21 protein-coding genes and 2 pseudogenes are annotated in these 22,096 nt (G+C 68.1%); 12 read left to right on the forward strand and 11 right to left on the reverse strand.

Annotation, left to right across the window (positions count from 1 at the left end):
- Window positions 1-2: 2 nt before the first annotated feature.
- Window positions 3-452, reverse strand: a complete 450-nt coding sequence (locus J9315_RS05190; RefSeq protein WP_198499301.1) for a succinate dehydrogenase hydrophobic membrane anchor subunit — start codon at window positions 450-452, stop codon at window positions 3-5.
- A gap of 1 nt (window position 453) precedes the next feature.
- Entirely contained in the window at window positions 454-831 is a 378-nt protein-coding gene (sdhC, locus tag J9315_RS05195) for a succinate dehydrogenase, cytochrome b556 subunit (protein WP_137826173.1), read from the reverse strand.
- 338 nt (window positions 832-1,169) lie between these two features.
- Between sdhC and J9315_RS05200 the strand changes: the two genes are divergently transcribed.
- Entirely contained in the window at window positions 1,170-2,279 is a 1,110-nt protein-coding gene (locus J9315_RS05200; protein ID WP_198499300.1) for a mannose-1-phosphate guanylyltransferase, read from the forward strand.
- A gap of 267 nt (window positions 2,280-2,546) precedes the next feature.
- On the opposite strand, the gene J9315_RS05205 is transcribed toward J9315_RS05200, so the two are convergent.
- Entirely contained in the window at window positions 2,547-3,755 is a 1,209-nt protein-coding gene (locus tag J9315_RS05205) for a globin domain-containing protein (protein ID WP_211978930.1), read from the reverse strand.
- A gap of 347 nt (window positions 3,756-4,102) precedes the next feature.
- On the opposite strand from J9315_RS05205, the gene J9315_RS05210 reads away from it, so the two are divergent.
- From J9315_RS05210 to J9315_RS05230, 5 genes are all read left to right on the forward strand, one after another.
- Window positions 4,103-4,741, forward strand: coding sequence for a helix-turn-helix domain-containing protein (locus J9315_RS05210; protein ID WP_211978931.1), 639 nt, complete (start codon window positions 4,103-4,105; stop codon window positions 4,739-4,741).
- A 244-nt stretch (window positions 4,742-4,985) separates the two neighbouring features.
- On the forward strand, window positions 4,986-6,404 hold the full coding sequence (locus J9315_RS05215; protein WP_249121034.1) for an amidohydrolase: 1,419 nt from the start codon (window positions 4,986-4,988) through the stop codon (window positions 6,402-6,404).
- A gap of 148 nt (window positions 6,405-6,552) precedes the next feature.
- A complete protein-coding gene (locus J9315_RS05220; protein WP_211978932.1) occupies window positions 6,553-7,698 on the forward strand; it encodes a BMP family ABC transporter substrate-binding protein in 1,146 nt (381 codons plus the stop codon).
- 41 nt (window positions 7,699-7,739) lie between these two features.
- Window positions 7,740-8,846 (forward strand): adenosine deaminase, encoded by a 1,107-nt coding sequence (locus J9315_RS05225; protein ID WP_198499296.1) that lies wholly within the window; start codon window positions 7,740-7,742, stop codon window positions 8,844-8,846.
- Window positions 8,843-9,280 carry a hypothetical protein gene (locus J9315_RS05230; protein ID WP_232623648.1) on the forward strand — a complete coding sequence of 146 codons (438 nt, stop codon included), beginning with the start codon at window positions 8,843-8,845 and terminating at the stop codon, window positions 9,278-9,280. The genes J9315_RS05225 and J9315_RS05230 overlap by 4 nt, the downstream gene beginning before the upstream one ends.
- Before the next feature lie 7 nt (window positions 9,281-9,287).
- Here the strand turns inward: J9315_RS05230 and J9315_RS05235 are convergent, their stop codons facing one another.
- The 3 genes from J9315_RS05235 to J9315_RS05245 all read right to left on the reverse strand — a co-directional run bounded on the left by J9315_RS05235 (window position 9,288) and on the right by J9315_RS05245 (window position 11,387).
- A complete protein-coding gene (locus J9315_RS05235; protein WP_198499295.1) occupies window positions 9,288-9,998 on the reverse strand; it encodes a hypothetical protein in 711 nt (236 codons plus the stop codon).
- A gap of 175 nt (window positions 9,999-10,173) precedes the next feature.
- Complete coding sequence (locus tag J9315_RS05240; RefSeq protein ID WP_198499294.1) at window positions 10,174-10,887, reverse strand: GNAT family protein; 714 nt, start codon at window positions 10,885-10,887, stop codon at window positions 10,174-10,176.
- Window positions 10,888-10,892: 5 nt separating this feature from the next.
- On the reverse strand, window positions 10,893-11,387 hold the full coding sequence (locus tag J9315_RS05245; protein ID WP_137827097.1) for a MarR family transcriptional regulator: 495 nt from the start codon (window positions 11,385-11,387) through the stop codon (window positions 10,893-10,895).
- Between the two features lie 214 nt (window positions 11,388-11,601).
- Here J9315_RS05245 and sucC point away from each other — a divergent pair, with 214 nt between their 5' ends.
- The 4 genes from sucC to J9315_RS05265 all read left to right on the forward strand — a co-directional run bounded on the left by sucC (window position 11,602) and on the right by J9315_RS05265 (window position 16,951).
- A complete protein-coding gene (gene sucC / locus J9315_RS05250; protein WP_198499293.1) occupies window positions 11,602-12,771 on the forward strand; it encodes an ADP-forming succinate--CoA ligase subunit beta in 1,170 nt (389 codons plus the stop codon).
- Window positions 12,772-12,790: 19 nt separating this feature from the next.
- Complete coding sequence (sucD, locus tag J9315_RS05255) at window positions 12,791-13,693, forward strand: succinate--CoA ligase subunit alpha (protein ID WP_198499292.1); 903 nt, start codon at window positions 12,791-12,793, stop codon at window positions 13,691-13,693.
- A gap of 602 nt (window positions 13,694-14,295) precedes the next feature.
- Window positions 14,296-15,723 (forward strand): collagen binding domain-containing protein, encoded by a 1,428-nt coding sequence (locus tag J9315_RS05260; RefSeq protein WP_211978933.1) that lies wholly within the window; start codon window positions 14,296-14,298, stop codon window positions 15,721-15,723.
- 166 nt (window positions 15,724-15,889) lie between these two features.
- Window positions 15,890-16,951, forward strand: coding sequence for a beta-eliminating lyase-related protein (locus tag J9315_RS05265; protein WP_249121035.1), 1,062 nt, complete (start codon window positions 15,890-15,892; stop codon window positions 16,949-16,951).
- A gap of 44 nt (window positions 16,952-16,995) precedes the next feature.
- Here the strand turns inward: J9315_RS05265 and J9315_RS05270 are convergent.
- Both J9315_RS05270 and J9315_RS05275 read right to left on the reverse strand, forming a co-directional pair.
- Window positions 16,996-17,220: pseudogene (locus J9315_RS05270) on the reverse strand (RtcB family protein); the annotation flags it as partial.
- Window positions 17,221-17,316: 96 nt separating this feature from the next.
- Window positions 17,317-17,694, reverse strand: coding sequence for a VOC family protein (locus J9315_RS05275; protein WP_249121036.1), 378 nt, complete (start codon window positions 17,692-17,694; stop codon window positions 17,317-17,319).
- A gap of 102 nt (window positions 17,695-17,796) precedes the next feature.
- On the opposite strand from J9315_RS05275, the gene J9315_RS05280 reads away from it, so the two are divergent.
- Window positions 17,797-18,453: a TetR family transcriptional regulator gene (locus J9315_RS05280; protein ID WP_211978936.1), complete on the forward strand. Its 657-nt coding sequence runs from the start codon at window positions 17,797-17,799 to the stop codon at window positions 18,451-18,453.
- Here J9315_RS05280 and J9315_RS05285 read toward each other — a convergent pair.
- The 3 genes and pseudogenes from J9315_RS05285 to J9315_RS05295 form a co-directional block, all read right to left on the reverse strand.
- Window positions 18,431-18,583 (reverse strand): annotated as a pseudogene (locus J9315_RS05285) (universal stress protein); the annotation flags it as partial. The gene J9315_RS05280 and the pseudogene J9315_RS05285 overlap by 23 nt on opposite strands.
- A gap of 183 nt (window positions 18,584-18,766) precedes the next feature.
- Complete coding sequence (locus tag J9315_RS05290) at window positions 18,767-19,936, reverse strand: RtcB family protein (RefSeq protein WP_211978937.1); 1,170 nt, start codon at window positions 19,934-19,936, stop codon at window positions 18,767-18,769.
- Window positions 19,937-20,270: 334 nt separating this feature from the next.
- Window positions 20,271-20,675: a universal stress protein gene (locus tag J9315_RS05295; protein ID WP_211978938.1), complete on the reverse strand. Its 405-nt coding sequence runs from the start codon at window positions 20,673-20,675 to the stop codon at window positions 20,271-20,273.
- Between the two features lie 111 nt (window positions 20,676-20,786).
- Here J9315_RS05295 and J9315_RS05300 point away from each other — a divergent pair, with 111 nt between their 5' ends.
- Window positions 20,787-22,040, forward strand: coding sequence for a methyltransferase (locus J9315_RS05300; RefSeq protein WP_211978939.1), 1,254 nt, complete (start codon window positions 20,787-20,789; stop codon window positions 22,038-22,040).
- The last annotated feature ends 56 nt before the right edge of the window (window positions 22,041-22,096 follow it).

Below are 22,096 nucleotides of genomic sequence, written 5' to 3' on the forward strand. Positions count from 1 at the left end.
CTTTAGGCCTGGCAGAACGACGCGAGCAGAGCGGGGTCGGCTCCGGCCGGGCAGGGATCGAAGGTGAAGATGACGAGCGTGCCGAGCACGAGGACGACGGCCGAGGCGATGTAGAGGATGAGCTGGAGCGCCATGCTCGTGCGCGGCTTCTCGGCGTAGTCCATGATGATCGTGCGCAGGCCGTTGGTGCCGTGCAGCATCGCCAGCCACAGCATGAGGAGGTCCCAGATCTGCCAGAACGGGCTGGCCCACTTGCCGGCGACGAAGCCGAAGTCGATCTGCTGGACGCCTTCGCCGGCCCACAGGTTGACGAAGAGGTGACCGAAGATGAGGACGACGAGGATGACGCCCGAGATGCGCATGAACAGCCACGCGAACATCTCGAACTTCGAGCTCGTGGACTTGTTGCGCGAGTACCCGGTGCGCGGAGCCGGAATCGATGTTGTGCTCATGTCAGCCTCCGAACGTGTGCATCAGCTGGCGAGGGACGAACGCGATCATGATGATCAGCCAGAGGATCATGACACCCCAGAACAGCTTCCGCTGGTTCTTCGGGCCGCCCTTGGAGAAGTCGATCAGGATGACCCGCAGGCCATTGAACGCATGGAAGGCGATCGCGGCGACGAGTGCGATCTCCCCGAAGGCCATGACCGGAGTCTTGTAGGTTCCGATGACGGCGTTGTACGCCTCGGGGGAAACGCGAACGAGTGCAGTGTCAAGCACGTGAACCAACAGGAAGAAGAAGATCCCGACCCCTGTCACGCGATGCGCGACCCAGGACCACATTCCTTCTCCACCTCGGTACAGAGTGCTCGTAGACGCTTGGGCCACGGAGCATCCTCCATCTTGGATGAATCGACGATGTACATCATGAAAGTACGCCGAAGACCGCCCAGTTGCCAGTCGGCTCCCCATTGAGCGGGCTGGATCACATTGTCACCCTGGCAGTTCTCTCACAATCGGTCACACCGCGTCTCACGGCGAACAATTACCGCACAAACGTGTGCGGTAAATCGCGGGCGCGGACCGGGGGTGCGAAATCCGTTGTCGCCGAGGCGGTGACCCGGTCTGACGCGGGTGTTCCGTTGACGATGTGTTCTGGTTCTCCTCACCCCGACACGGCGGACAACATCGGTGATGTCATGCCCGAACTTTGAGACACTGAGGGGGTGAACACGCACTTCCACGCCATCATCCCCGCGGGCGGATCGGGCACCCGACTCTGGCCGCTCTCCCGCAAGGCGTCCCCGAAATTCCTCCATGATGTCCTCGGCACCGGTCGCAGCCTCCTCCAGTCGACCTGGGACCGAGTGGCCCCGCTCGTCGGCGACGACAAGGTCTGGGTGGTCACCGGTGAGAGCCACGCCGAGCAGGTCGCCGAGCAGCTTCCCCAGCTGTGCCCGAGCCGCATCGTCGCAGAGCCCTCCCCGAAGGACTCGGCCGCCGCGATCGGTCTCGCGACCCTCCTCATCCACAGAACCGACCCCGAGGCGATCGTCGGGTCCTTCTCCGCCGACCACTCGATCACGAACGTCGACGAATTCCGTTCCGTCATCGAACAGGCGTGCGTCGCCGCGGAATCCGGCGACATCGTCACCGTCGGCATCATGCCGCGCAACCCCGCGACCGCATACGGCTACATCAAGACCGGCAGCCTCCTCGGCATCGCCGGTGCCCCGACCGCCCGCCGCGCCCTTGCGTTCGCGGAGAAGCCGGCGGCGAGCACGGCCCGCCGCTACGTCGACTCGGGCCGCTACCGGTGGAACGCCGGGATGTTCATCGCCAAGGCCTCAGCACTCCTCGAGATCCTCGCCGAGGAGGATCCCACGCTCTTCGCCGGCCTGTCCCGGATCGCCGAGGCGTGGGGGACCGATGCCCAGGAGTCCGTCCTCGCCGAGGTGTGGCCGGGGCTCGAGAAGCGCGCGATCGACTACGTCGTCGCCGAACCCGCCGCCGAGGCCGGTCGGGTCATCGTCATCCCCGGCGACTTCGGGTGGGACGACGTCGGGGACTTCGACTCCGTAGCCCGGCTCCGCCAGCCCGTGCCCGGGGAGCCGCGCGGGGTCATCTCGATCGGCGGCTCGTGCGACCTCCTCGAGGTCGACGCCTCGGGGGTCGTCTTCTCCGAGCAGCCCCGCACGGTCGCGATCGTCGGCCTCGAGGACCTCGTCGTCGTCGACACCGAGGACGTCCTCCTCATCACCTCCCGCTCCCACGCGCAGGACGTCAAGAAGGCCGTCTCCCTGGCCGGCGAGCGGGGACTCGACGACCTGCTCTGAGGAGGGGGTGTCGGTCGGAGGGGTCTCGGGCAGTCAGCCGGGTCTCTGGTGGTCAGCGCAGTCGCGGCCGGTCTGAGGAGTCTCGGGCGGTCTGAGGAGCCTCATTTGCGCCGAAAGGGCGCCTCGCAGCCAGGCATGCGCGGTCCGGCTCACCCTGTTATCGAGAGCTCTGGTCAGAAACAGAGCCCTCGAAAACAAGGTGAGCCGGAAGGCACTCGCAGGACTCTCAGGAGGGGCAACCTCCCCATACGCGGCGCCGCGTGGCCCCTACGCCGGGCTCTGGGTCCAGAGGTCGGGGCCGAAGACCTCGTAGTGGATCCGCTCGGCGGGCACGCCCTTGGCGATGAACTCGGCGCGGGCGGCCTGCATGAACGGCAGCGGACCGCACATGAACACCTCCGCCTCGGCGGGCACGGCGAGTCCGCTGAGATCCATGAAACCGCTGCGGGCCGGATGGAGGGTCGGAGCCTCGGTCGCGCCCTCCTCGTACCAGTTGATCGCCTGCGCGTCGGCCATCGCGAGCACCTGCCGGCGCAGGCCGGCGTAGAGCGCATGATGGGCATGCGACCGATCGGCGTGGTAGAGGCGGACGGTCCGGTGCGGCTGCCGCCGGGAGAGGTCCTCCATGATCGCGGCGATTGGGGTGATCCCGATGCCGGCGGAGACGAGGACGAGCGGGGCGTCCGACTCCTCGAGGACGACGTCGCCGGCGGGCTGGGAGACCTTGAGCACGCTGCCCGGCTGCGCGTTGTCGAACAGCCACCCCGAGACGACGCCGTCCGGGGCACCGCCGACGCCGCGCACCCGCTTGATCGTCACCCGCAGCGTGTCGCCGCGCGGGCCGGAGGAGATCGTGTACTGGCGCGGCTGCGTCGATCCGTCGGGCAGTTCGACGAGGATCGCCACATACTGCCCGGTGAGGTGGGCCGGGACCGCGCCGGACACGGGGGCGAGGAGGAGGGAGAAGACCTCGTCGGACTCGTCGAAGCGCTCGACGACCCGGAAGTTCCGCCACGGGTGCTCGGGCTCGGTGCCGCCGAGGGCGTAGAGCCGGGCCTCCTCGGCGATGAGCGCGGTCGCGAACAGCCAGTAGACCTCGTCCCAGGCGGCGGCGACCTCCTCGGTGACGGCATCGCCGAGGACGGTTCTCACCGCGCCGAGGAGGTAGTGGCCGACGATGAGGTACTCGGAGGCGCGGACGCCGAGGGACACGTGCTTGTGCGCGATCCGCCGCAGGACGGGCGTGAAGTCCGTGGCGTCGGGATCGATGAGCTGGACGGCGAACGCGACCACCGAGGAGGCCAGCGCCTTCGGCTGCTCGCCGATCGCCTGGTTGGCGAAGTTGAAGATGCCGAGCAGCTCCGGGTGCGCCTCGAACATCGTCGGATAGAACACCGAGGTGATCTCGTCGGCGTGCTCGGCGACGACGCCGGCGGTCGCAACGACGACCTCGTGGGAGCGGGGGCTGAGTTCCATGGTCATCCTTCTCGGTCAGTGCGGGGGCGTTGGGTGGGCGCCCGGGTGACGTGGGGAGATGCTGGTTGACGGGAGCGGAGGCGTGGGGTTCCGGGGCTCCCGGGAGCGGCCGCGGCGGACGGTTCCGCCGGTGTCGGTCGCTCCGATGGTTCCAGAGTGCCGGTGCGCCGAGGCGGCCCGCGCAGGTTTCGACCGTGTTTATTCGTCCACGCGTGCCGGTGTTCATTCGTCCGCACGTGACGGTGCGGAGTGCGCGGGCAGCGTCACCTGCGAGGCTGGCCACACTTTTCTACACGACGTAGAATCACAGGTGCAGTGCACGACTCTCCGACTCCGAGGATGTCCCCATGCCGCGCAGAACGACCGATTACCGCGGTCTCACCGAACTCAGTCGCGTCCGCCTGCTCGGAGCCGTCCAGCAGGGGCCCGACCGCACGCTCAAGGACCTCGCCGAGGCGGTCGGCCTCCATATCAACACGGCCAGGGACCACCTCGGCGTCCTCATCGACGAAGGGCTCGTCAGCGCACGGCCGCAACCGTCGGGAATGCGGGGGAGGCCGCCGACGGTCTACCGCGCGGTCGACGATGCGGAGATGAACCCGGCGGCGAAGAGTCGGATCGAGCGGGCGAAGGCGCTCGGACCGGTGCTCGCGCGGGTCGGCTACTCGTGTGTGCCCGAGTCCGTGCGGAGGCTCGGCGACGGGGCGGGGGAGCAGTTCGACGCGCTCGTCGATCATCTCGACGACTCGGGGCTCGAGCCCGTCGCCGACGACACCGGTCTGGGCATCGCGCTGGCCGCCTGTCCGCACCTCGAGCTCGTCGGGGACGAGCGGACGATGGCGTGTGCCGTGCATGCGCGCCTGCTCCACGACGTCCTCGCGCAGGTGCCGGGGCCGCTGCGGGTCGCCGAGGTCCAGCCGTTCCTCACCGCGACCACCTGCGAACTCCGCCTGCAGACGACCGGCCATCAGACCCAACCGGCCTGAGCGTCAGGTGCCCTGGCTGCGCAATCACGCTGTGCTGAACGACCCCGATGGGCTGAGTGAATCTGTCCCGGTTGAGTTTGCGCCAGTTGAATCCGAAGTGGCCAAGGCCGCCTTGGCCATCTCAGACTCAACTGGCGCAAACCGTCGATCACCGCCGATCCCGGCGGTCACTCGACGTCACCGATCGTGTCGAATTTGGTCACCCGGGGCCCACACCCGCGTCCGAGTGTCTAGCATGGCCTCAATGTCACTCAACCCCGATCCCCGCACCGCGGACGGCGCACCGCACACCGAGGCGGCGAATTCCGGCGCCGCCCGACCGAACGCCCCCCGTCCGAATGCGGCCGACACCGATGCCGCGCGCCCGAATGCGGATGGGATCGAAGCGGCTGGCAGCGATGCCGCTCGCACCAGCGCGGCTGGCAGCGACGTCGCCCGCACCGACGCCGCGCACCCCGCCCCCGACGCCACCACCGCAGCCGCGATCGCCGAGCTCACGCCCGAGCTCCTCGAGTTCCGCCGCGACATCCACGCGCACCCGGAGCTGTCGTTCCAGGAGTTCGCGACGACGGACAAGCTCGCCGCCCGGCTCGAGGCCGCCGGACTCACCCCACGACGCCTCGACGGCTCGGGGCTCGTCTGCGACGTAGGCGAGGGACCGATCGCGCTCGCCCTGCGCGCCGACATCGACGCCCTGCCCATCGACGACCTCATCACCGAGGACTTCGCCTCCACCGTGCCCGGGGTCGCCCATGCGTGCGGTCATGACGTCCACCTCACCGGCCTCCTCGGCGCGGGCATCGCCCTGCAGAGGGCGCACGAGACGACACCGGGCGGCCTCGGCGGACGGGTGCGCCTGATCTTCCAACCCGGCGAGGAGGTCACCCCGGGTGGGGCGCTGCGCGTCATCTCGCAGGGCGCCCTCGACGACGTGCCGGAGATCTACGCCGTCCACTGCGACCCCAACGTCGACGTCGGCCGGATCGGATCGCGCATCGGCGCGATCACCGCGGCCGGCGACACCGTCACCATCCGGCTCACCGGCCACGGCGGCCACACCTCGAGGCCCCACCTCACCGAGGACCTCGTCTACGCCCTCGGCAAGCTCGCGACCGACCTGCCCTCGACGCTCGGACGCCTCATCGACCCCCGCCACGCGATCTCGCTCGTGTGGGGCGAGATCAGCGCCGGTCACGCCGCGAACGTCGTGCCCTCGGAGGGGATCCTCCGCGGGACGCTGCGGTGCCTCGACGTCGACGGATGGAATCAGGTCGCCGAGGTGCTCCCCGAGCTCGTCGAGCGCATCGCCGGCCCGTACGGGGTCAAGGTCGACCTCGAGCACCGCCGCGGCGTCCCCCCGGTGGTCAACACCGAGGACCAGGTCGCCCTCATCGAGTCGGCCGTGCGGACCGAACTCGGCGAGAACTCCGTGCAGCTGACCCCGCAGTCGATGGGCGGCGAGGACTTCGCGTGGTACCTCACGCACTGCCCCGGCGCGCTCGTGCGCATGGGCACCCGCACCCCCGGCGGCATCACGTACGACATCCACCAGGGCGACCTCCTCATCGACGAGGGAAGCGTGCCGATCGCCGCACGGATCTTCACCGCCACCGCGCTCAAGGTTCTCGACGGCCGGCGCGAGGCGCTCCAGCCAACCGGATAGCGCTGGGCACCTCCAGTCCGCTGGGCAGCGCCGGCCTACCCAGGACCAGCCTGCCCGCCCGCGACCAGTCTCCCCGCCCACCACCAGCCTCCCCGCCCGCGACCGGCCTGACGGACGGCACTCAGCCCAGCCGGATACCCTGTCTGTCATGAGAACCAAGCTCGTGACCAGGGTGGGCGCCTGCCTCGGCGTGCTCAGCCTCCTCGGCGCCAGTGCGTGCTCGGTGACGACCCCCGCCGCGGCCCCGGATCCGACGACGGCCTGCATGATCTCCGCACCCGCCGGATTCGAGGACCATTCCGCCGGGGCGCTCACCCTCGCCGAGACCGAGCTCGCCCGCTCGGCCGGGGTCTTCACCGCCACCTCGAGCCAGCGGGTCTCGGATGTCTCGGCCACCTCGGCGGCACTCGCCCGCACACCGGGGGAGGAGTGCACGCTCACAACCGTCGTCGGACCGGGCGGGGCGAAGGAACTCGACTCCTACGCGCGGGAGAACCCTGAGGCGCTCTTCCTCGGGGTCGCGAGCGGGCGCGAGAACCTGCCCGACAATGTGCTCAGCATCGACTTCGACCTCGTGCCCCCGGCCTTCATCGCCGGCTACATCGCGGCGACGGCGAGCGAGTCCGGTGAGGTCGCGGCGTTCGTCTCCCGTGGCTTCCCCCAGGCCGAGGAGATCCTCTCCGCCTTCGACGCGGGAGTCGCCCTCTACAACGAGGAGGCCGACGAGGAGACCGCGGACGTCACCTCGTTCCGTGACTCGCGGATCGCCGCGCGCACGGTCGACGACACCGAGGAGGGCGGACGGGAGTTCTTCGACTCCGCGTCCCGGGCCGACGCCGACGTCATCGTGCCCTTCGGATCGGCGGCGGCGATGGGCGTCCTCGGAGCCGCCGACGAGACGCGAACGGCTGCGGCCACCGCCACCCCGGACCCCTCCGGCGACGGCGAACCGCCGGTGCTGCCGAAGCTCATCTGGTACGGGGCCTCCGGGGGCTTCAGCGATGCCGTCGTCGCGACGATCGAACCGAACATCCGCCGCGGCCTGCGCACGATGTTCCCCGAGTGGCCGCAGAGCAAGAACCCCGACGAGATCGTCGAACCCGGCGACGTCGACCCGGAGGAGATGAACGGGATCCTCGTCGCCGAACGCCGGTACGAGGGCACGATCGACAACGGCGGGATCGGGATCTCGGCCGAGGACGGCTTCCTCAGCCGGGTCTCCGATGCCGGGCGCAGCATCACCGACCTGCGCGAGCGGATCAAGAGCGGCGACATCGACCCGACGCAGGAGTGAGAACGACCCGTTGCTGCGATGATGACGGATAGACTTGCCTCGTGTTGAATACTCCCGCCGGCGTCGCCCACGACGATCCGATCCTGCAGCTGCCCAAAGTCTCCCTCCACGATCACCTCGACGGCGGTCTGCGGCCGGCGACGATCATCGAACTCGCCGCGCAGATCGGCCACGAGCTGCCCGCCACGGAGCCCGACGCCCTGGCGCAGTGGTTCACCGATTCAGCGAACTCCGGTGACCTCGTCCGCTATCTCGAGACGTTCGCCCACACGACCGCGGTGATGCAGACGCGGGAGGGCCTCATCCGCGTCGCGAGGGAATGGGTGCTCGACCAGGTTGCCGACGGCGTCTTCTACGCCGAGGCCCGGTGGGCCCCCGAACAGCACCTCGCCGGGGGACTCGACCTCGACGAGGTCGTCGAAGCGGTGCAGGAGGGTCTCGAGGCCGGTGTCGCCGAGGCGGCCGCTGAGGGCAAGCTCATCACCGTCGGCCAGATCCTCACCGCGATGCGCCAGGCCGACAACTCGATGGCCATCGCCGAACTCGCGATCCGCCACCGGGAGAAGGGCGCGGACACCGGCGTCGTCGGCTTCGACATCGCCGGACCGGAGAACGGCTTCCCGCCGTCGGCGCACCTCTCGGCGTTCAACGCCCTTCACCAGGCCTACGTTCCGCTCACCATCCACGCCGGCGAGGCCGCCGGCAAGGAGTCGATCCACGAGGCGGTCACCGTCTGCCATACGCAGCGCATCGGGCACGGGGCGAGGATCGTCGAGGACATGGACATCGTCGACGGGGAGGGTCAGCTCGGCAGCCTCGCCGCCTGGGTCCTCGACCAGCAGATCCCGCTCGAGCTGTGCCCGAGTTCGAACCTCCAGACCGACATCGGCGGGACGATCGCCAGCCACCCGATCACCGGGCTCAAGGACCTCGGCTTCGCCGTGACGATCAACCCCGACAACCGCCTGATGTCCGGGACCTCGATGACCCGTGAGATGCGGCTGCTCGTCGACGAGGCCGGCTGGACGCAGACCGACCTCGAGTGGGCCACCGTCAATGCCGTGACCGCGGCGTTCCTTCCCCTCGACGTGCGCGAGCGCATGCTCGACGAGATCCTCATCCCCGGATTCGCCCGGGTGACGGTGTGAGACCGGGGAGCACCGACGCCGGATCCGGCGGGGGAGTCGAACCCGCCGGACACGGCGTTCCCACGCCGCGGGCGATGCTCATCCCGGTCATCGTCCTGCTTCTTCAGGCCCTCGTCCTCGCGGGCACCGCGGTGTCGTTCATCGTCACGGCGTTCTCCGCGGGATCGCTGGCGACCTCCCTCATCGGGCTCGCCGTCATGTTCCTCATCTTCACCGCCGGCCTGCTCGCCGCCGCCCGCGGGTCGTGGCGTCTGCACCGCTGGGCCCGGCCCGCGGCGATCGCGTTCGAGCTCCTCGTCATCGTCTTCGGCTTCAGCACGATCGGCGGTTCCCTGTGGTTCGGCCTCGCGTGCCTCATCACGGCCATCGCCGTCATCCTCGGCTACTTCACCCCGCCGGTCGTCGACGCCTACAACCGCGCGCTCGCCGACTGAGCGGACGTCACTGACCGAGGTACTCCCCGCACGCCTCGGTGAGGAAGTCGCCGGCGACGCCGCCCTCTTCGCCGAGGCTCTGGGCGGTCTTCTGGATGCCCCACCACACCATCGGGGAGGCGCCCCACTGCTGGCGGAACTCCTCGCGCCTGCTCGGGTCAGCCGACAGGTCCTCGGCGGCCAGGGAGATCCGATCCTGCGCGTCATCGGCCGTGCAGCGCGCCTCGTCGTTCGGTCCTTGCGGGTCGAGCTCGGGGATGTCGTCGGAGTTGACGGTCGTCAGCGTGTACGCGGACTCGCCGATCTCCTCGACGTCGAAGAGGCCGTGGATCTGGAGGAACGGCGACCGGTCGCGGTTGACGTTCGCGCCGTCGACGGTGACGCTCACGCTGTTGGGCGTGTCCGAGGTGACGGTGACCTCGCCGGACTCGGGGAGATCGGGGTTCGCGGTGCGCACCCAGACCTTGAGGTAGGCAGGCGTCTGGTCCGCCGCGGCGGTCGAGAGTCCCTGCCACAGCGGGTCGGCGTCCTTCGCGCCGCCGGGGGAGGAATCGACGACGGTGACGGCCGGGGCGTCGTCGGGCGTGGCGATCGGGGTGACCTCCTCCTCGCTCACCGACGGTCGCGGCTGCGGCCGGGTCTCGTTCGACGTGGGCACGCACGCGGAGGTGGCGAGAACGGCGGCGGTGGTCAGGACGGCGAGAGAGCGAAAGCGCATGGTTCCTCGTGCGGGTCGTGGGAAGCGGACGCGGTCGGATGGGACCGGTGGGAGGCATCGGGGGACGGCGCGGCATCCGTTGCGGTTCCGCGCCGAGGACCGACCCCGCCCTCCAGCGTAATCGGCGGTCGGCTCACACCGGGGCAGGACGCGCTGGGAGGGCCGTCATCGACGATCAGCGCTGCCGGCCGGACCTGACATCCTCGAGCCGGCGACGCTGAGTGCCCGTCTCATCGAAATTGTCGGGAGCCAGCCAGGCGACGAACGCCTCGCGCAATTGGGGCCACTCGGAGTCGAGGATCGAGAACCATGCGGTGTCGCGGTTGCGTCCCTTGACGATGAGGTGCTGGCGGAAGACGCCCTCGAAGGTGAAGCCGAACCGGGCGGCCGCCCGCTTCGACGGTGCGTTGGCGTTGTTGCACTTCCATTCGAACCGGCGGTACCCGGCCGCGAACACGGCATCGGCGGTGAGGAAGAACGCCTCGGTGGCCGCACGGGTGCGGGCGATCGCCGGACCCCAGAGGATGTTGCCGATCTCGATGACGCCGTTGGCGGTGTCGACGCGCATGAGGGCCTGACGACCCTCGGCACGGCCGGTCGCGCGGTCGACGACGGCGAAGAATAGGGGATCGGCCGAGGCGGCAGCCGTGTCGAGCCAGGCGCCGAATTCCGCCCGATCGCGCGGCGGATGCTCGGGCAGGTAGGCGAAGCGCTCCTCGGCGCCGGGGGCGATCGCCGCCGCGAAGAGGGCGTCGCCGTGCCGGGCGGGATCGAGCGGCACGAGATCGACGGACGTCCCGACGATCGTCTCCCGCCGAGGCGGCGCGACTGGAGTCCAGTTCTGCAGGGAGGCGGCGGTCGCCTCGGCGTCAGAAGAGGGATCGGTCATCGTTCTCAGTCCTCGTCGCCGTCGAAGCCGGTCGAGAGCTCCCGGAGCAGGGAGGCGAGTTTGCGCCGGCCGGCCGGGGTGAGCCCGGCGAGGATGTCGCGCTCCTTGACGAGGAGATCGGCGAGGGCGGAGTCGACGGTCGCCCGCCCCGCCTCGGTGAGGCGCACGAGCACCCCGCGGCGATCGTCGGGATCGGGCAGGCGCTCGACCCAGCCGGCGGTGACGAGGCGGTCGATGCGGTTGGTCATGGTCCCGCTCGTCACGAGCGTCTCCTGCAGGAGCGTCGAGGGGGAGAGCTGGTAGGGCTCGCCGGAGCGGCGCAGGGCCGAGAGCACGTCGAAGGCCCAGCTCTCGATGCCGTAGTCGGAGAAGCTCGACTTCCGTGCGCGGTCGAGCTGGCGCGACAGCCGGCTCACGCGGGAGAGGATCTCCATGGGGGAGACATCGAGGTCAGGACGTTCGTGTCGCCACGCGGCGACGATCCGATCCACCTCATCCATGATCCGATTTTACGTCCAGATCAAGAATCTTGACGACCAAGATACTTTTTGACGAGATATTCGTTACGTTCGCGGCCTGCGTGTTTGGATGCTCGGGTGCTGTTGGGAATAAAGTGGTGCGTGGTTGTTGCATCCGTCAACGCTCTTGCGGGGCCAAACGACCCCGTACGAATGCTGGGTGGAAAATCCCTGCAGACGAAACGAAGGAAGACACGTGGATCTTTTCGAGTATCAAGCGCGTGACCTGTTCGAGAAGCACGGAGTGCCCGTGCTCAAGGCTCAGGTCGCCACGACACCAGAAGAAGCGAAGAAGGCAGCTGAAGAGCTCGGCGGCGGCGTGGTCGTCGTCAAGTCGCAGGTGAAGATCGGCGGCCGCGGCAAGGCCGGCGGCGTCAAGGTCGCGAAGAATCCGGACGAGGCCGAAGCACGTGCGAAAGAGATCCTCGGTCTCGACATCAAGGGCCACATCACGAAGAAGGTGATGATCGCCGAAGGTGCGGACATCGCCGAAGAGTACTACTTCTCCGTTCTCCTCGATCGCTCCAACCGCACCTACCTCGCCATGTGCTCGAAGGAAGGCGGCATGGAGATCGAGCAGCTCGCGGTCGAACGCCCCGAAGCGCTTGCGAAGATCCCCGTCAACGCCATCGACGGCATCGACGATGCCAAGGCCAAGGAGATCGCCGAGGCGGCCGGCTTCGACGCCGAGACCGCGGCGAAGGTCGCCCCCGTGCTCACCTCCCTGTGGACCGTCTTCGAGAAGGAGGACGCCACGCTCGTCGAGGTCAACCCGCTCGTCAAGACCGGTGCCGGCGACATCCTCGCCCTCGACGGCAAGGTCTCGCTCGACGAGAACGCGGACTTCCGTCACCCCGACCACGAAGAGCTGCGCGACATCGACGCCGAGGACCCGCTCGAGCTCAAGGCCAAGGAACTCGACCTCAACTACGTCAAGCTCGACGGTGAGGTCGGAATCATCGGCAACGGCGCAGGCCTCGTGATGTCGACGCTCGACGTCGTCGCCTACGCCGGTGAGAAGCACGACAAGGTCAAGCCCGCGAACTTCCTCGACATCGGCGGCGGCGCCTCGGCCGAGGTCATGGCCAACGGACTCGACGTCATCCTCGGCGACGACCAGGTCAAGGCCGTGTTCGTCAACGTCTTCGGCGGCATCACCGCCTGTGACGAGGTGGCCCGCGGCATCGTCAAGGCCCTGGAGATCCTCGGCGATCAGGCGACCAAGCCGCTCGTCGTCCGCCTCGACGGCAACAACGTCGAAGAGGGCCGGGCGATCCTCGCCGAGGCCGCTCACCCGCTCGTCACCCAGGTCGACACCATGGACGGTGGAGCCGACAAGGCCGCCGAACTGGCAGCCGCCAAGTAAGGAAAGGTCTCTCACACCCATGTCTATCTTCCTGAATTCCGATTCGAAGATCATCGTCCAGGGCATCACCGGCGGCGAGGGCACGAAGCACACCGCCCGCATGCTCGCAGCCGGGTCGAACGTCGTCGGCGGCGTCAACGCCCGCAAGGCCGGCACCACCGTCAAGCACGTCGACAAGAACGGCGACGACATCGAGCTTCCCGTCTTCGCCTCCGTCGCCGAGGCGATGGAGAAGACCGGCGCCGACGTGTCCGTGGCCTTCGTCCCGCCCGCCTTCTCGAAGGACGCGGCGATCGAGGCGATCGACGCCGGCATCGGCCTGCTCGTCATCATCACCGAGGGCATCCCGGTCCAGGATTCCGCCGAGGTCTGGGCCCGCGCCCAGAAGGCCGGCAACGCGACCCGGATCATCGGCCCCAACTGCCCGGGCATCATCTCGCCCGAGCAGTCCCTGGCCGGCATCATCCCGGCGAACATCACGAAGAAGGGCAAGCTCGGACTCGTCTCGAAGTCCGGCACGCTGACCTACCAGATGATGTACGAACTGCGCGACCTCGGCTTCTCGACCGCGATCGGCATCGGCGGTGACCCCGTCATCGGCACCACGCACATCGACGCCCTCGAGGCGTTCGAGGCCGATCCGGAGACCGAGGCGATCGTCATGATCGGCGAGATCGGCGGCGACGCCGAGGAGCGGGCCGCAGCCTACATCAAGGAGAACGTGACGAAGCCGGTCGTCGGCTACGTCGCCGGCTTCACCGCTCCCGAGGGCAAGACCATGGGCCACGCCGGCGCCATCGTCTCCGGCTCCTCGGGCACCGCCCAGGCGAAGAAGGAAGCGCTCGAAGCCGCAGGCGTCAAGGTCGGCAAGACCCCGACCGAGACCGCCGAGCTCATGCGCGAACTCCTCAACGCCAAGTGAGCCTGCGCGCCTGATGCGCTGACCGTTCGTCCGCGGCATCAGGCGCTGCCGCGGTGCACCACGTGCGCACTGCGTGCGCTCAGTGCGCACCGCGGTGATCAGTCCGAAGCCCGCCTCCGCTGACCCGGAGGCGGGCTTCGTGCTGTCCGGGCCGACCCTCGCCGAGGCGGTCGCCGGTCCCGTGCGCACTCTGCACCGACGTAATCGCCGGTTCCGTGCGCACGCTGCGCCGAGGCGGTCGCCGAGTCTTGTGCGCATCCGTCGCCGAGGCGGTCGACGGTCCCGTGCGCGCCCGGCGCCCCGCACAACCCTCAGCGTCATTCCGCACCCGCAGCGTCATGCACAACCCGTAGCTCGCCGAGAGGCACCCGGAGCTCCGAATCCACCGTGTGCACGGGTTGTCTGTGCAGCTCCACGTTGGGGTCGACTTCGGGCGCGCGTGAGCATCGCGATCCGCCACACCCGGGAAACTCGCATGATTTGTGGAGATCGTATCCAAGTTGTTACCTTGGAAGCTCAGTCCCCGTTCGACGCTGACCCCGGTCCCCCTCCCGGATTGCACCATCGGTGCCGGTCTGCGTCGACCAACACAAAGGAATCACATGACAACTGCGACATCTCGCGCAGCTGCCGCAATCCTCGCGATGCTTGCCCTCGTGGCAACCGCGCTGATTGCGATCCCCGCTGTGGCAGCACCGCCATATCAGACGAACGCGAACATCGATTCGCTGAAGTTCCACGAGGAGTCGATCAAGAGCGGGTCGACTGCTCGCATCGACGGCACGTGGAGCCTTCCCGACAATCCTCAGACGCCCGCCGGCTTCGTCGTCGATCTTCCCGACGAGCTCCAGGGACGCACTGATTCCTTCGAACTCAAGGATCCCGATGGCGTGACCATGGGACAGTGCACCGTGACCGAGACGCAGCTCTACTGCGATCTCGACTCGGACTATCTCAACGCGAACCCGCTCAACATCCAGGGCACCTTCTACTTCTGGGTTTCGGTGCAGACCGAGACCACCGAGACCAAGGAAGTCACCTACGACTTCGGCGACGTCTCGGACACCGTGACCGTCACTCCGCCCGATGGCCCGTGCGTCGGCGACTGCGAGTGGAAGGGACAGGACTCGTACAAGTGGGGCAACTACAACTACGACGAGAACTACATCCAGTGGCACGTCAACATCAAGTCGCCTGCCGGCGGCATGAAGGGCGGCCAGAAGGTCACCGTCACCGACCTCGGCGGCGAGAACATCGAGCTGATCCCGGGCGAGACCCGTCTGTCGGGCACGAACACGTTCAACGAGAACGGCCAGCCCGTGGGCTGGGGACCGAAGCCCCAGGACTTCTACACCGTCTCTGACGATGGCGCGACCGTGAACTTCACCTCGGAAGAGGGCTGGGTCTACGCCGTCATCTACCGCACGACCGTCACCGACGGCGGCAAGTCCGACTCGTACACGAACTCGGCGCGGTTCGAGATCGAGGGCGAAGAGACCGTGATCAAGAAGGGCGAGGTCGTGCGTCAGGGCGGCGGCGGCACCGGCGACGGTGACGAAGAGCAGCCCACTCCGACGGAAACTCCCACGGAGACCCCGACGGAAACTCCGACGGAAACTCCCACGGAGACCCCGACGGAAACTCCGACGGAAACTCCCACGGAGACCCCGACGGAAACTCCGACGGAAACTCCCACGGAGACCCCGACGGAAACTCCGACGGAAACTCCCACGGAGACCCCGACGGAAACTCCGACCGAGACCCCGACCGAGACCCCGACTGAGACTCCGACGGAAACTCCCACCGAGACTCCGACGGATACCCCGACGGAAACTCCGACCGAGACCCCGACGGCTCCCGGACCGGGCGACACCCCGTCCGACAAGCCGACGGCTCCCGGCCCCGGTGGCGACCTGCCCCGGACCGGTGTCGACAGCATCGGCACGCTGGCCGCAGGCGCAGCCCTGCTCGTGGCCGGTCTCGTGACGATGGCACTCGTCCGGCGTCGGAAGATCAGCGCAGACAGCTGATCCAGCCGAGCACCATCTGAGGGGGAATGAAGAGGGAGCGACCGCGGTCGCTCCCTCTTCGCTGTCTGCGTGCAGTCAGCGATACGCTGAGCGGGTGAACAATGACGCCACGACCTCATCTGCATCCGCTAATGCACAGAAGAACCCCACCTCCATCACCGCGCCCGTGGTCAGCTCCGATCCCGCCGATCACCCGCGCAACTTCGGATCCGACAACTGGGCCGGCGCCCATCCCGAGGTGATGGCGGCGCTGGTCGAGGCGAACGTCGGTCACACCCCGGCCTACGGCGGTGATCCGTGGACGGCGCACTTCCACGAGGTCATGCGCGGGCACTTCGGTCCCGGCGCGCAGGCGTTCCCCGTGTTCAACGGCACCGGCGCCAACGTGCTCGCACTGCAGTCCGCGCTGCCGCGGTGGGCGGCCGTCATCACCGCGGTCAGCGCCCACATCAACTACGACGAGACGGGCGCCCCCGAGAAGGTCGGCGGGCTGAAGATCATCGGCGCCCCGACCGTCGACGGCAAGCTCACTCCGGACATCATCGCCGACGCCGTCATCGGCCGCGGCAGCGAGCACAACGCCCAACCGTTGGCCGTGAGCATTGCGCAGTCGACGGAGTGGGGCACGACGTACACGCAAGACGAGATCCGCGCGATCGCCGAGGCGGCCCACGACCAGGGCATGATCCTCCACATCGACGGCTCCCGCCTCGGCAATGCGGCAGCGTTCCTCGGCACCGGCCTCGGCGAGCTCACCACCGACGTCGGCGTCGACATCCTCAGCCTGGGCGGGACGAAGAACGGCCTCCTCGGCGCCGAGGCGGTCGTCGTCCTCAACCCGGAGATCGGGCAGGGGATGCGGTTCCTGCGGAAGATGAACCTGCAGCTGTCGTCGAAGATGCGCTTCCTGTCCGCCCAGCTGGGCGCCCTCTACGACGGCGAGCTGTGGCGCACCTCGGCGAACCGTGCCAACGACATGGCCGTGCACCTTGCTGATCGACTCGCCGAGGCGGCCGCCGACAACCGTGTGCCCGGGCTCTCCGTCGTCCAAGCGGTGGAGGCGAACGTCGTGTTCGTTCGCATGCCCGCCGAGGTGGCCGCCCGCACCCGGCAGCGCTTCGCCTTCGCCGACTGGCCGCTGCAGCCGAACGTCGTCCGCCTCATGTGCGCCTTCGACACGACGCCCGAGGACGTCGACGCCCTCGTCTCAGCGATCGTCGGGGAGTGAGCTGGTCCTCGTCCGGACGACGGCGAACCGCCTCGGCGCTCTCGGTCGCCCTTGACGTTGACGAGCTGACGCAGGGTGTGCCGAACCTCGACGAGCGGGCCCGCATCGGCCATCACCTGGTCGATCGGCTTGTACGCCTGCGGGATCTCATCGATGAAGGCATCCGTGTCGCGGTACTCGATGCCGACCATCGCCTCCCGCAGCTGCTCCTGGTTGAACGTCTTGCGCGCAGCGCTCCGGGAGAACTGCCGACCGGCGCCGTGCGGGGAGCGATGTCACTGGGAGCGATCTGCCTTGACGCTACAGACGAGCATGGCGGGTGATCGGCCTTCTGAAAGGCCGCGATCCTTCTCCGGCGGCCCATCTCAGTTCGTCGAGTATGCTGCCGCGAACTCAGCGCTTGGCGGGATCGGCTGGATGACGTCGAGGAGAACGCCATCAGGAGCTGCGACGATGAAGTGGCGTTGTCCGAAAGCCTCGTCGCGCAGGGTGAGAATCGGATCGTTCTCGGCGTCCCGAATCATGCGGTCATAGACCTCGTCGACATTGTCGACCTCGAGATTCACGATCACGCCTCGTGGCGTTGTCCGATATCCCTCGGGAATGGTCTCGTGGTCGTGGGCAAGGATCGCCAGTTCGAACGTGCCCAGACGCAGACTGGTGTACCAATCCGACTCGTATGTGATCTCGAAACTGAGCTCGTCGCGATAGAAGGCCACGGCAGCGGCGACATCATCGGACATGAGCACGGGGTAGAAACTGGTCGCAGACATTGGACTCTCCTTTACGTACAATGAGTATGTAATATCACGAGAATACATACTCAATGTACGTAAAGGAACCCCATGCCTCGAGCTTCCGCAGCCGACGCTGCGAGAACCGCGCAGCAGATCCTTGATATCGCGGAAGAACTGTTCTCCCTGCGTGGCTTCTCCGATGTTTCGTTGAGCGATGTCGCCCAGACCGCCGGCGTCACCCGTGGGGCCGTCTATCACCATTTTCGGAACAAGGTTGGCGTGTTCCAGGCGGTCGCTGCCAAGCTTCAAGCGAGAATCGCAATTGCTGTGGTCGAGGCGGCTGACTCCGCGGGGTCCGATCCCGGAGCGCAGCTGGTCGCAGGATCGCACGCGTTCATCGATGCGATCACCGCCGGGCCGGCGGTGCGCATTCTCCTTGTGGATGCGCCTTCGGTTCTCGGGTGGGAGGAATGGCGTCGCCTGGATGATGTGAACTCAGTCAGGCACCTGCGTGAAGCGCTTCGCGAGGTCGGACTCGATGAGGACCTCCTTGAAGCAGTGGCCGCTCAACTTTCGGGTGCGATGAACGAGGCCGCACTCTGGATCGCACAGCACAGCAATGCCGACAAGGCCAGAGAGCACTCGCACGCTGCCCTCGATCGTCTGCTGGCGGCTGTCACTCCTGCGACGACTGTTTCCTCAGGCGACGAGACGGGCACCAGCCCCACGGCTGAGCAGAGATCTACTTCTTCCCGTCGGCCCTGACGGAGACGACGGGCACCTCGGCCTCGAGGATGATCCGCTGCGCCGTCGAGTCCGTGATGAGCTTGCCGACGGGGGAGCGGCGGCGCGAGCCGATGACGATCATGCGGTTGTCGTCGTTCGCCTCGGCCACCCAGCTGCGTGAGCACTTCCGACGGGCGGTGGGCACGAGCCCGTCCCAGTATCGGCAGTCCTTCGCGCAGTCAGGTGCCGCCGACGGCGACGCGTGATCTGAGGCCCGGGAAGCGGGCTGACCCCAACCGCCGTGGCGGTGCCTGCACATATGTCACAGTGCGCAGGCCCCGCCTCGGCGCTCTCAGTCGCCCTTGACGTTGACGAGCTGACGCAGGGTGTGCCGGACCTCGACGAGCGGGCCCGCATCGGCCATCACCTGGTCGATCGGCTTGTACGCCTGCGGGATCTCATCGATGAAGGCATCCGTGTCGCGGTACTCGATGCCGACCATCGCCTCCCGCAGCTGCTCCTGCGTGAACGTCTTCCGCGCAGCACTCCGGGAGAACTGCCGACCGGCGCCGTGCGGGGAGGAGTTGAGTGACACCGGGTCGCCCTTGCCGACAACGACGTAGGAGGCCGTGCCCATGGAGCCGGGGATGAGCCCGAGCCGCCCGGCGTCGGCCTCGATCGCACCCTTCCTCGACACCCACACCCGTTTGCCGAAGTGCTCCTCGGACTGCGTGAAGTTGTGGTGGCAGTTGATCCGCTCCGCCTCGACGACGGGCTCGCCCATCGTCTCGGACAGCTGCCTGGCCACCCGATCCATCATCTCCTCGCGGTTGAGCAGCGCGAAGTGCTGGGCCCACTTCAGCTGCCTGATGTAGGCGGTGAACTCAGGGGTGCCTTCGACGAGGTAGGCGAGATCGGGGTCGGGCAGATCGATCCACCACTGCCGGTTGAGCCTCGCGGCGACCTTGATGTGGTGAGTTGCGATCTTGTTCCCGATGCCCCGGGAGCCGGAGTGGAGGAACATCCACACCCGGTCGGTCTCGTCGACGGAGACCTCGATGAAGTGATTGCCCGATCCCAGGGACCCCAGCTGGTGGCGCCAGTGCCCGGCGTAGGAGGCGGGGTCGAAGTCCGCTTTCTCCGCGAGCTCCTCGAGTTCGGTGATGCGCGGGGCCGCGGTGGCGACGATCTTCCGGTTGTAGGCACCGGCAGAGGTCGGCACGGCGCGCTCGATCGCCTCCCGCAGCGCTGTGAGGTCGCGTGCCGCGAGCTCTGACCGGGTGAACTGGGTGCGCACCGCGATCATGCCGCAGCCGATGTCGACGCCGACGGCGGCCGGGATGATCGCGCCGAGCGTCGGGATGACCGACCCCACGGTCGCGCCCTTGCCCAGGTGGGCATCGGGCATGAGTGCGAGGTGCGGGTAGATGAACGGCATGCGCGCCGTCTGGTGCGCCTGCTCCCGGGTCCTCTCATCGAGGAGAGAGGCCCAGGAGATGAGCCGTCTGTCGAGTTTCTCCATTGTTCCTTCCTTGCATTTTCAGTGGTGATGTCCGGGACGATCACCACCGCAGAGGCCAAGGAGGACACAGCTGCGAGAAGAGGAAAGCCCCGGACCGGTGATCGGTGCGGGGCAGTCTGACGTCGGAGTCAGATGTCGCGCGACCGAAGGGTCGGCTGACGGCGGGATTCGACGTGCGTCGATCCCTTCTGCTCACGCTTGAGGGCGAGAGTGGCCATCAGTGTCATCCTTCGTGTCTCCGCCGCGCCGAGGTGGCGCGGCGGTGGGTGTCATCTGCACCGAGGCGGCGCAGAAGTCCGACCATACACGACTGCAGGAGTCGTGTCCATGGCTGTCACCGGGAGCTCTGCGCCTTGACGGAGACGACGGGCACCTCGGCCTCGAGGATGATCCGCTGCGCCGTCGAGCCCATGATGAGCTTGCCGACAGGGGAGCGGCGGCGGGAGCCGATGACGATCATGCGGGTGTCGTCGGTCGCCTCGGCCAGCGCCAGGAGCTCTTCGACGGGGTCGTTGCCGCGGAGGAACTGGAGGATCTCATGGGAGACCTCCGAGTCGCGCAGGGTCGTCTTGAGCTCATCCATGTCGGCGTTCGTCGCCACGCCCCGCTCGTCGGGAGTCTCACCGATGCCGGCGTTGAGCACGATGACGGTGTCGTCGAACGCGCGGGCCTGTTCGATGCCGAATGCGACCGCAGCCTTGCCTTCGGGCGAGGGGGAATAGCCGACGAGGATGGTCATGTTCACTCCTGGATGCGTGTGGGGACTCGAGCTCCCTCAATTAGTAGCACATCTCACCCTGGCAGCGGCGGCGTCAGCGCGGCCGTGACCTCGCCGCACTAGACTGAGCGGATGCCCGGCTCCCTCCTCGCCCCCGATTCCCAGGCTCTGCGCACCCGCGACGAGATCCTCGCCCGTCTGCCGCTGACCGCGCAGACCCCCGGTCTGCCGCAGGCCAGGCTGCTCGCCGACTACGTTATCGGTCGCCGCGGCGGGTCCCTCGACGTCTCCGGTCGGACGACCGACGGCACGCACGTCTCGCCCGCCGACGCCCCTGCCCGGATCATCGTCGTCGACGATCCGCACGGCCTGCAGGCGCGCGTGCTCACCGAGTTCGCTCCCGTCGCGACCTTCAACGACCGTCTCGATGAGGCGGGAGCCGTGGCGGCTGCGGCTCCCAGCGCCGAGGCGGTCGCTGACCTGGGAGAATACGTGTCCGCGCGGCTCGCCGAGGTGGACGCCGCACACTCGTCCGAGGCCGACGAGGAGCCTGAGGTGTGGGCGGTCGTCAACGCGCCGAAGGCGACGAGCGCGCTCGCCGAGGTCGTCGCCGTGCTCCAGCCGCTCGTGTCGACGCTCATCGTCATCGGCCGCAGCGACGTCATGAGCCGGGCGGTGAACAAGGAGCTCGCGCGCGGGTTCGGGCGGGTCGACGTCTCCCCGGGCATCGGGAAGCACCGCCTCATCATCGGCAGCCGTCCGCTGTCGACGCCGTCGCTGACGGCCTTCCCGCGCCGCGGCACGATCGAGACGACCGAGACCGGCCCGCTCGAGGTCAGCGCCCACGGGGCGTGCTTCTCCGGGACGAAGGCCGATGAGGGGTCGACGCTGCTGCTCACCGCCCTCGCCGAGGCGGTCGCTGCCCCGGATGGGCCTGCCGCCCTGACGCGTCCGGCCTCCGTTCTCGACCTCGGCGTCGGCAACGGGTGGCTGCTCACCGCCGCACTGCGCGTGACGGGGGCGGGTACGGGAGTCGGCGTCGACATCTCCCGGGCGGCGGTCGCCTCGGCGCAGGAGACGGCAGCGGCCAACGGATCCGACGTCGCGACGATCCTCGCCGATGCCACCGACGTCGATGCTCTCACCGGGGAGTTCGACCTCATCCTCCTCAATCCGCCGTTCCACCACGGCACGACGATCGAGACGGACACGGCGGGCGAGCTCATCCGCACCGCAGCCGCGCACCTGCGGCCCGGAGGACGGGTGGTCACGGTCTTCAACTCGCATCTGCGCTACCGAGACCGGCTCGAGTCGCTCATCGGTCCGAGCGAGCAGCTGGCGCGCACCGCGAAGTTCACGGTCGTCATCAGCCGGGCGGCCGACTGACCGGTCCTCTCAAGCGGCATTGTGGTCCATGTCACCTGCTGTTCACGTGGCAGGCC

It is taken from the genome of Brevibacterium sp. W7.2, from assembly GCF_018137945.1.
GTDB classification, from domain to species: Bacteria; Actinomycetota; Actinomycetes; order Actinomycetales; family Brevibacteriaceae; genus Brevibacterium; species Brevibacterium sanguinis.

Bases quoted from the DNA above. Each gene is read 5' to 3' on its own strand.
- J9315_RS05190 (WP_198499301.1), bottom strand. From the start codon at position 452: ATGAGCACAACATCGATTCCGGCTCCGCGCACCGGGTACTCGCGCAAC.
- J9315_RS05205 (WP_211978930.1), bottom strand. From the start codon at position 3,755: ATGGAACTCAGCCCCCGCTCCCACGAGGTCGTCGTTGCGACCGCCGGC.
- J9315_RS05210 (WP_211978931.1), top strand. From the start codon at position 4,103: ATGCCGCGCAGAACGACCGATTACCGCGGTCTCACCGAACTCAGTCGC.
- J9315_RS05215 (WP_249121034.1), top strand. From the start codon at position 4,986: ATGTCACTCAACCCCGATCCCCGCACCGCGGACGGCGCACCGCACACC.
- J9315_RS05220 (WP_211978932.1), top strand. From the start codon at position 6,553: ATGAGAACCAAGCTCGTGACCAGGGTGGGCGCCTGCCTCGGCGTGCTC.
- J9315_RS05235 (WP_198499295.1), bottom strand. From the start codon at position 9,998: ATGCGCTTTCGCTCTCTCGCCGTCCTGACCACCGCCGCCGTTCTCGCC.
- J9315_RS05240 (WP_198499294.1), bottom strand. From the start codon at position 10,887: ATGACCGATCCCTCTTCTGACGCCGAGGCGACCGCCGCCTCCCTGCAG.
- J9315_RS05245 (WP_137827097.1), bottom strand. From the start codon at position 11,387: ATGGATGAGGTGGATCGGATCGTCGCCGCGTGGCGACACGAACGTCCT.
- sucD (WP_198499292.1), top strand. From the start codon at position 12,791: ATGTCTATCTTCCTGAATTCCGATTCGAAGATCATCGTCCAGGGCATC.
- J9315_RS05260 (WP_211978933.1), top strand. From the start codon at position 14,296: ATGACAACTGCGACATCTCGCGCAGCTGCCGCAATCCTCGCGATGCTT.
- J9315_RS05275 (WP_249121036.1), bottom strand. From the start codon at position 17,694: ATGTCCGATGATGTCGCCGCTGCCGTGGCCTTCTATCGCGACGAGCTC.
- J9315_RS05280 (WP_211978936.1), top strand. From the start codon at position 17,797: ATGCCTCGAGCTTCCGCAGCCGACGCTGCGAGAACCGCGCAGCAGATC.
- J9315_RS05290 (WP_211978937.1), bottom strand. From the start codon at position 19,936: ATGGAGAAACTCGACAGACGGCTCATCTCCTGGGCCTCTCTCCTCGAT.
- J9315_RS05295 (WP_211978938.1), bottom strand. From the start codon at position 20,675: ATGACCATCCTCGTCGGCTATTCCCCCTCGCCCGAAGGCAAGGCTGCG.
- J9315_RS05300 (WP_211978939.1), top strand. From the start codon at position 20,787: ATGCCCGGCTCCCTCCTCGCCCCCGATTCCCAGGCTCTGCGCACCCGC.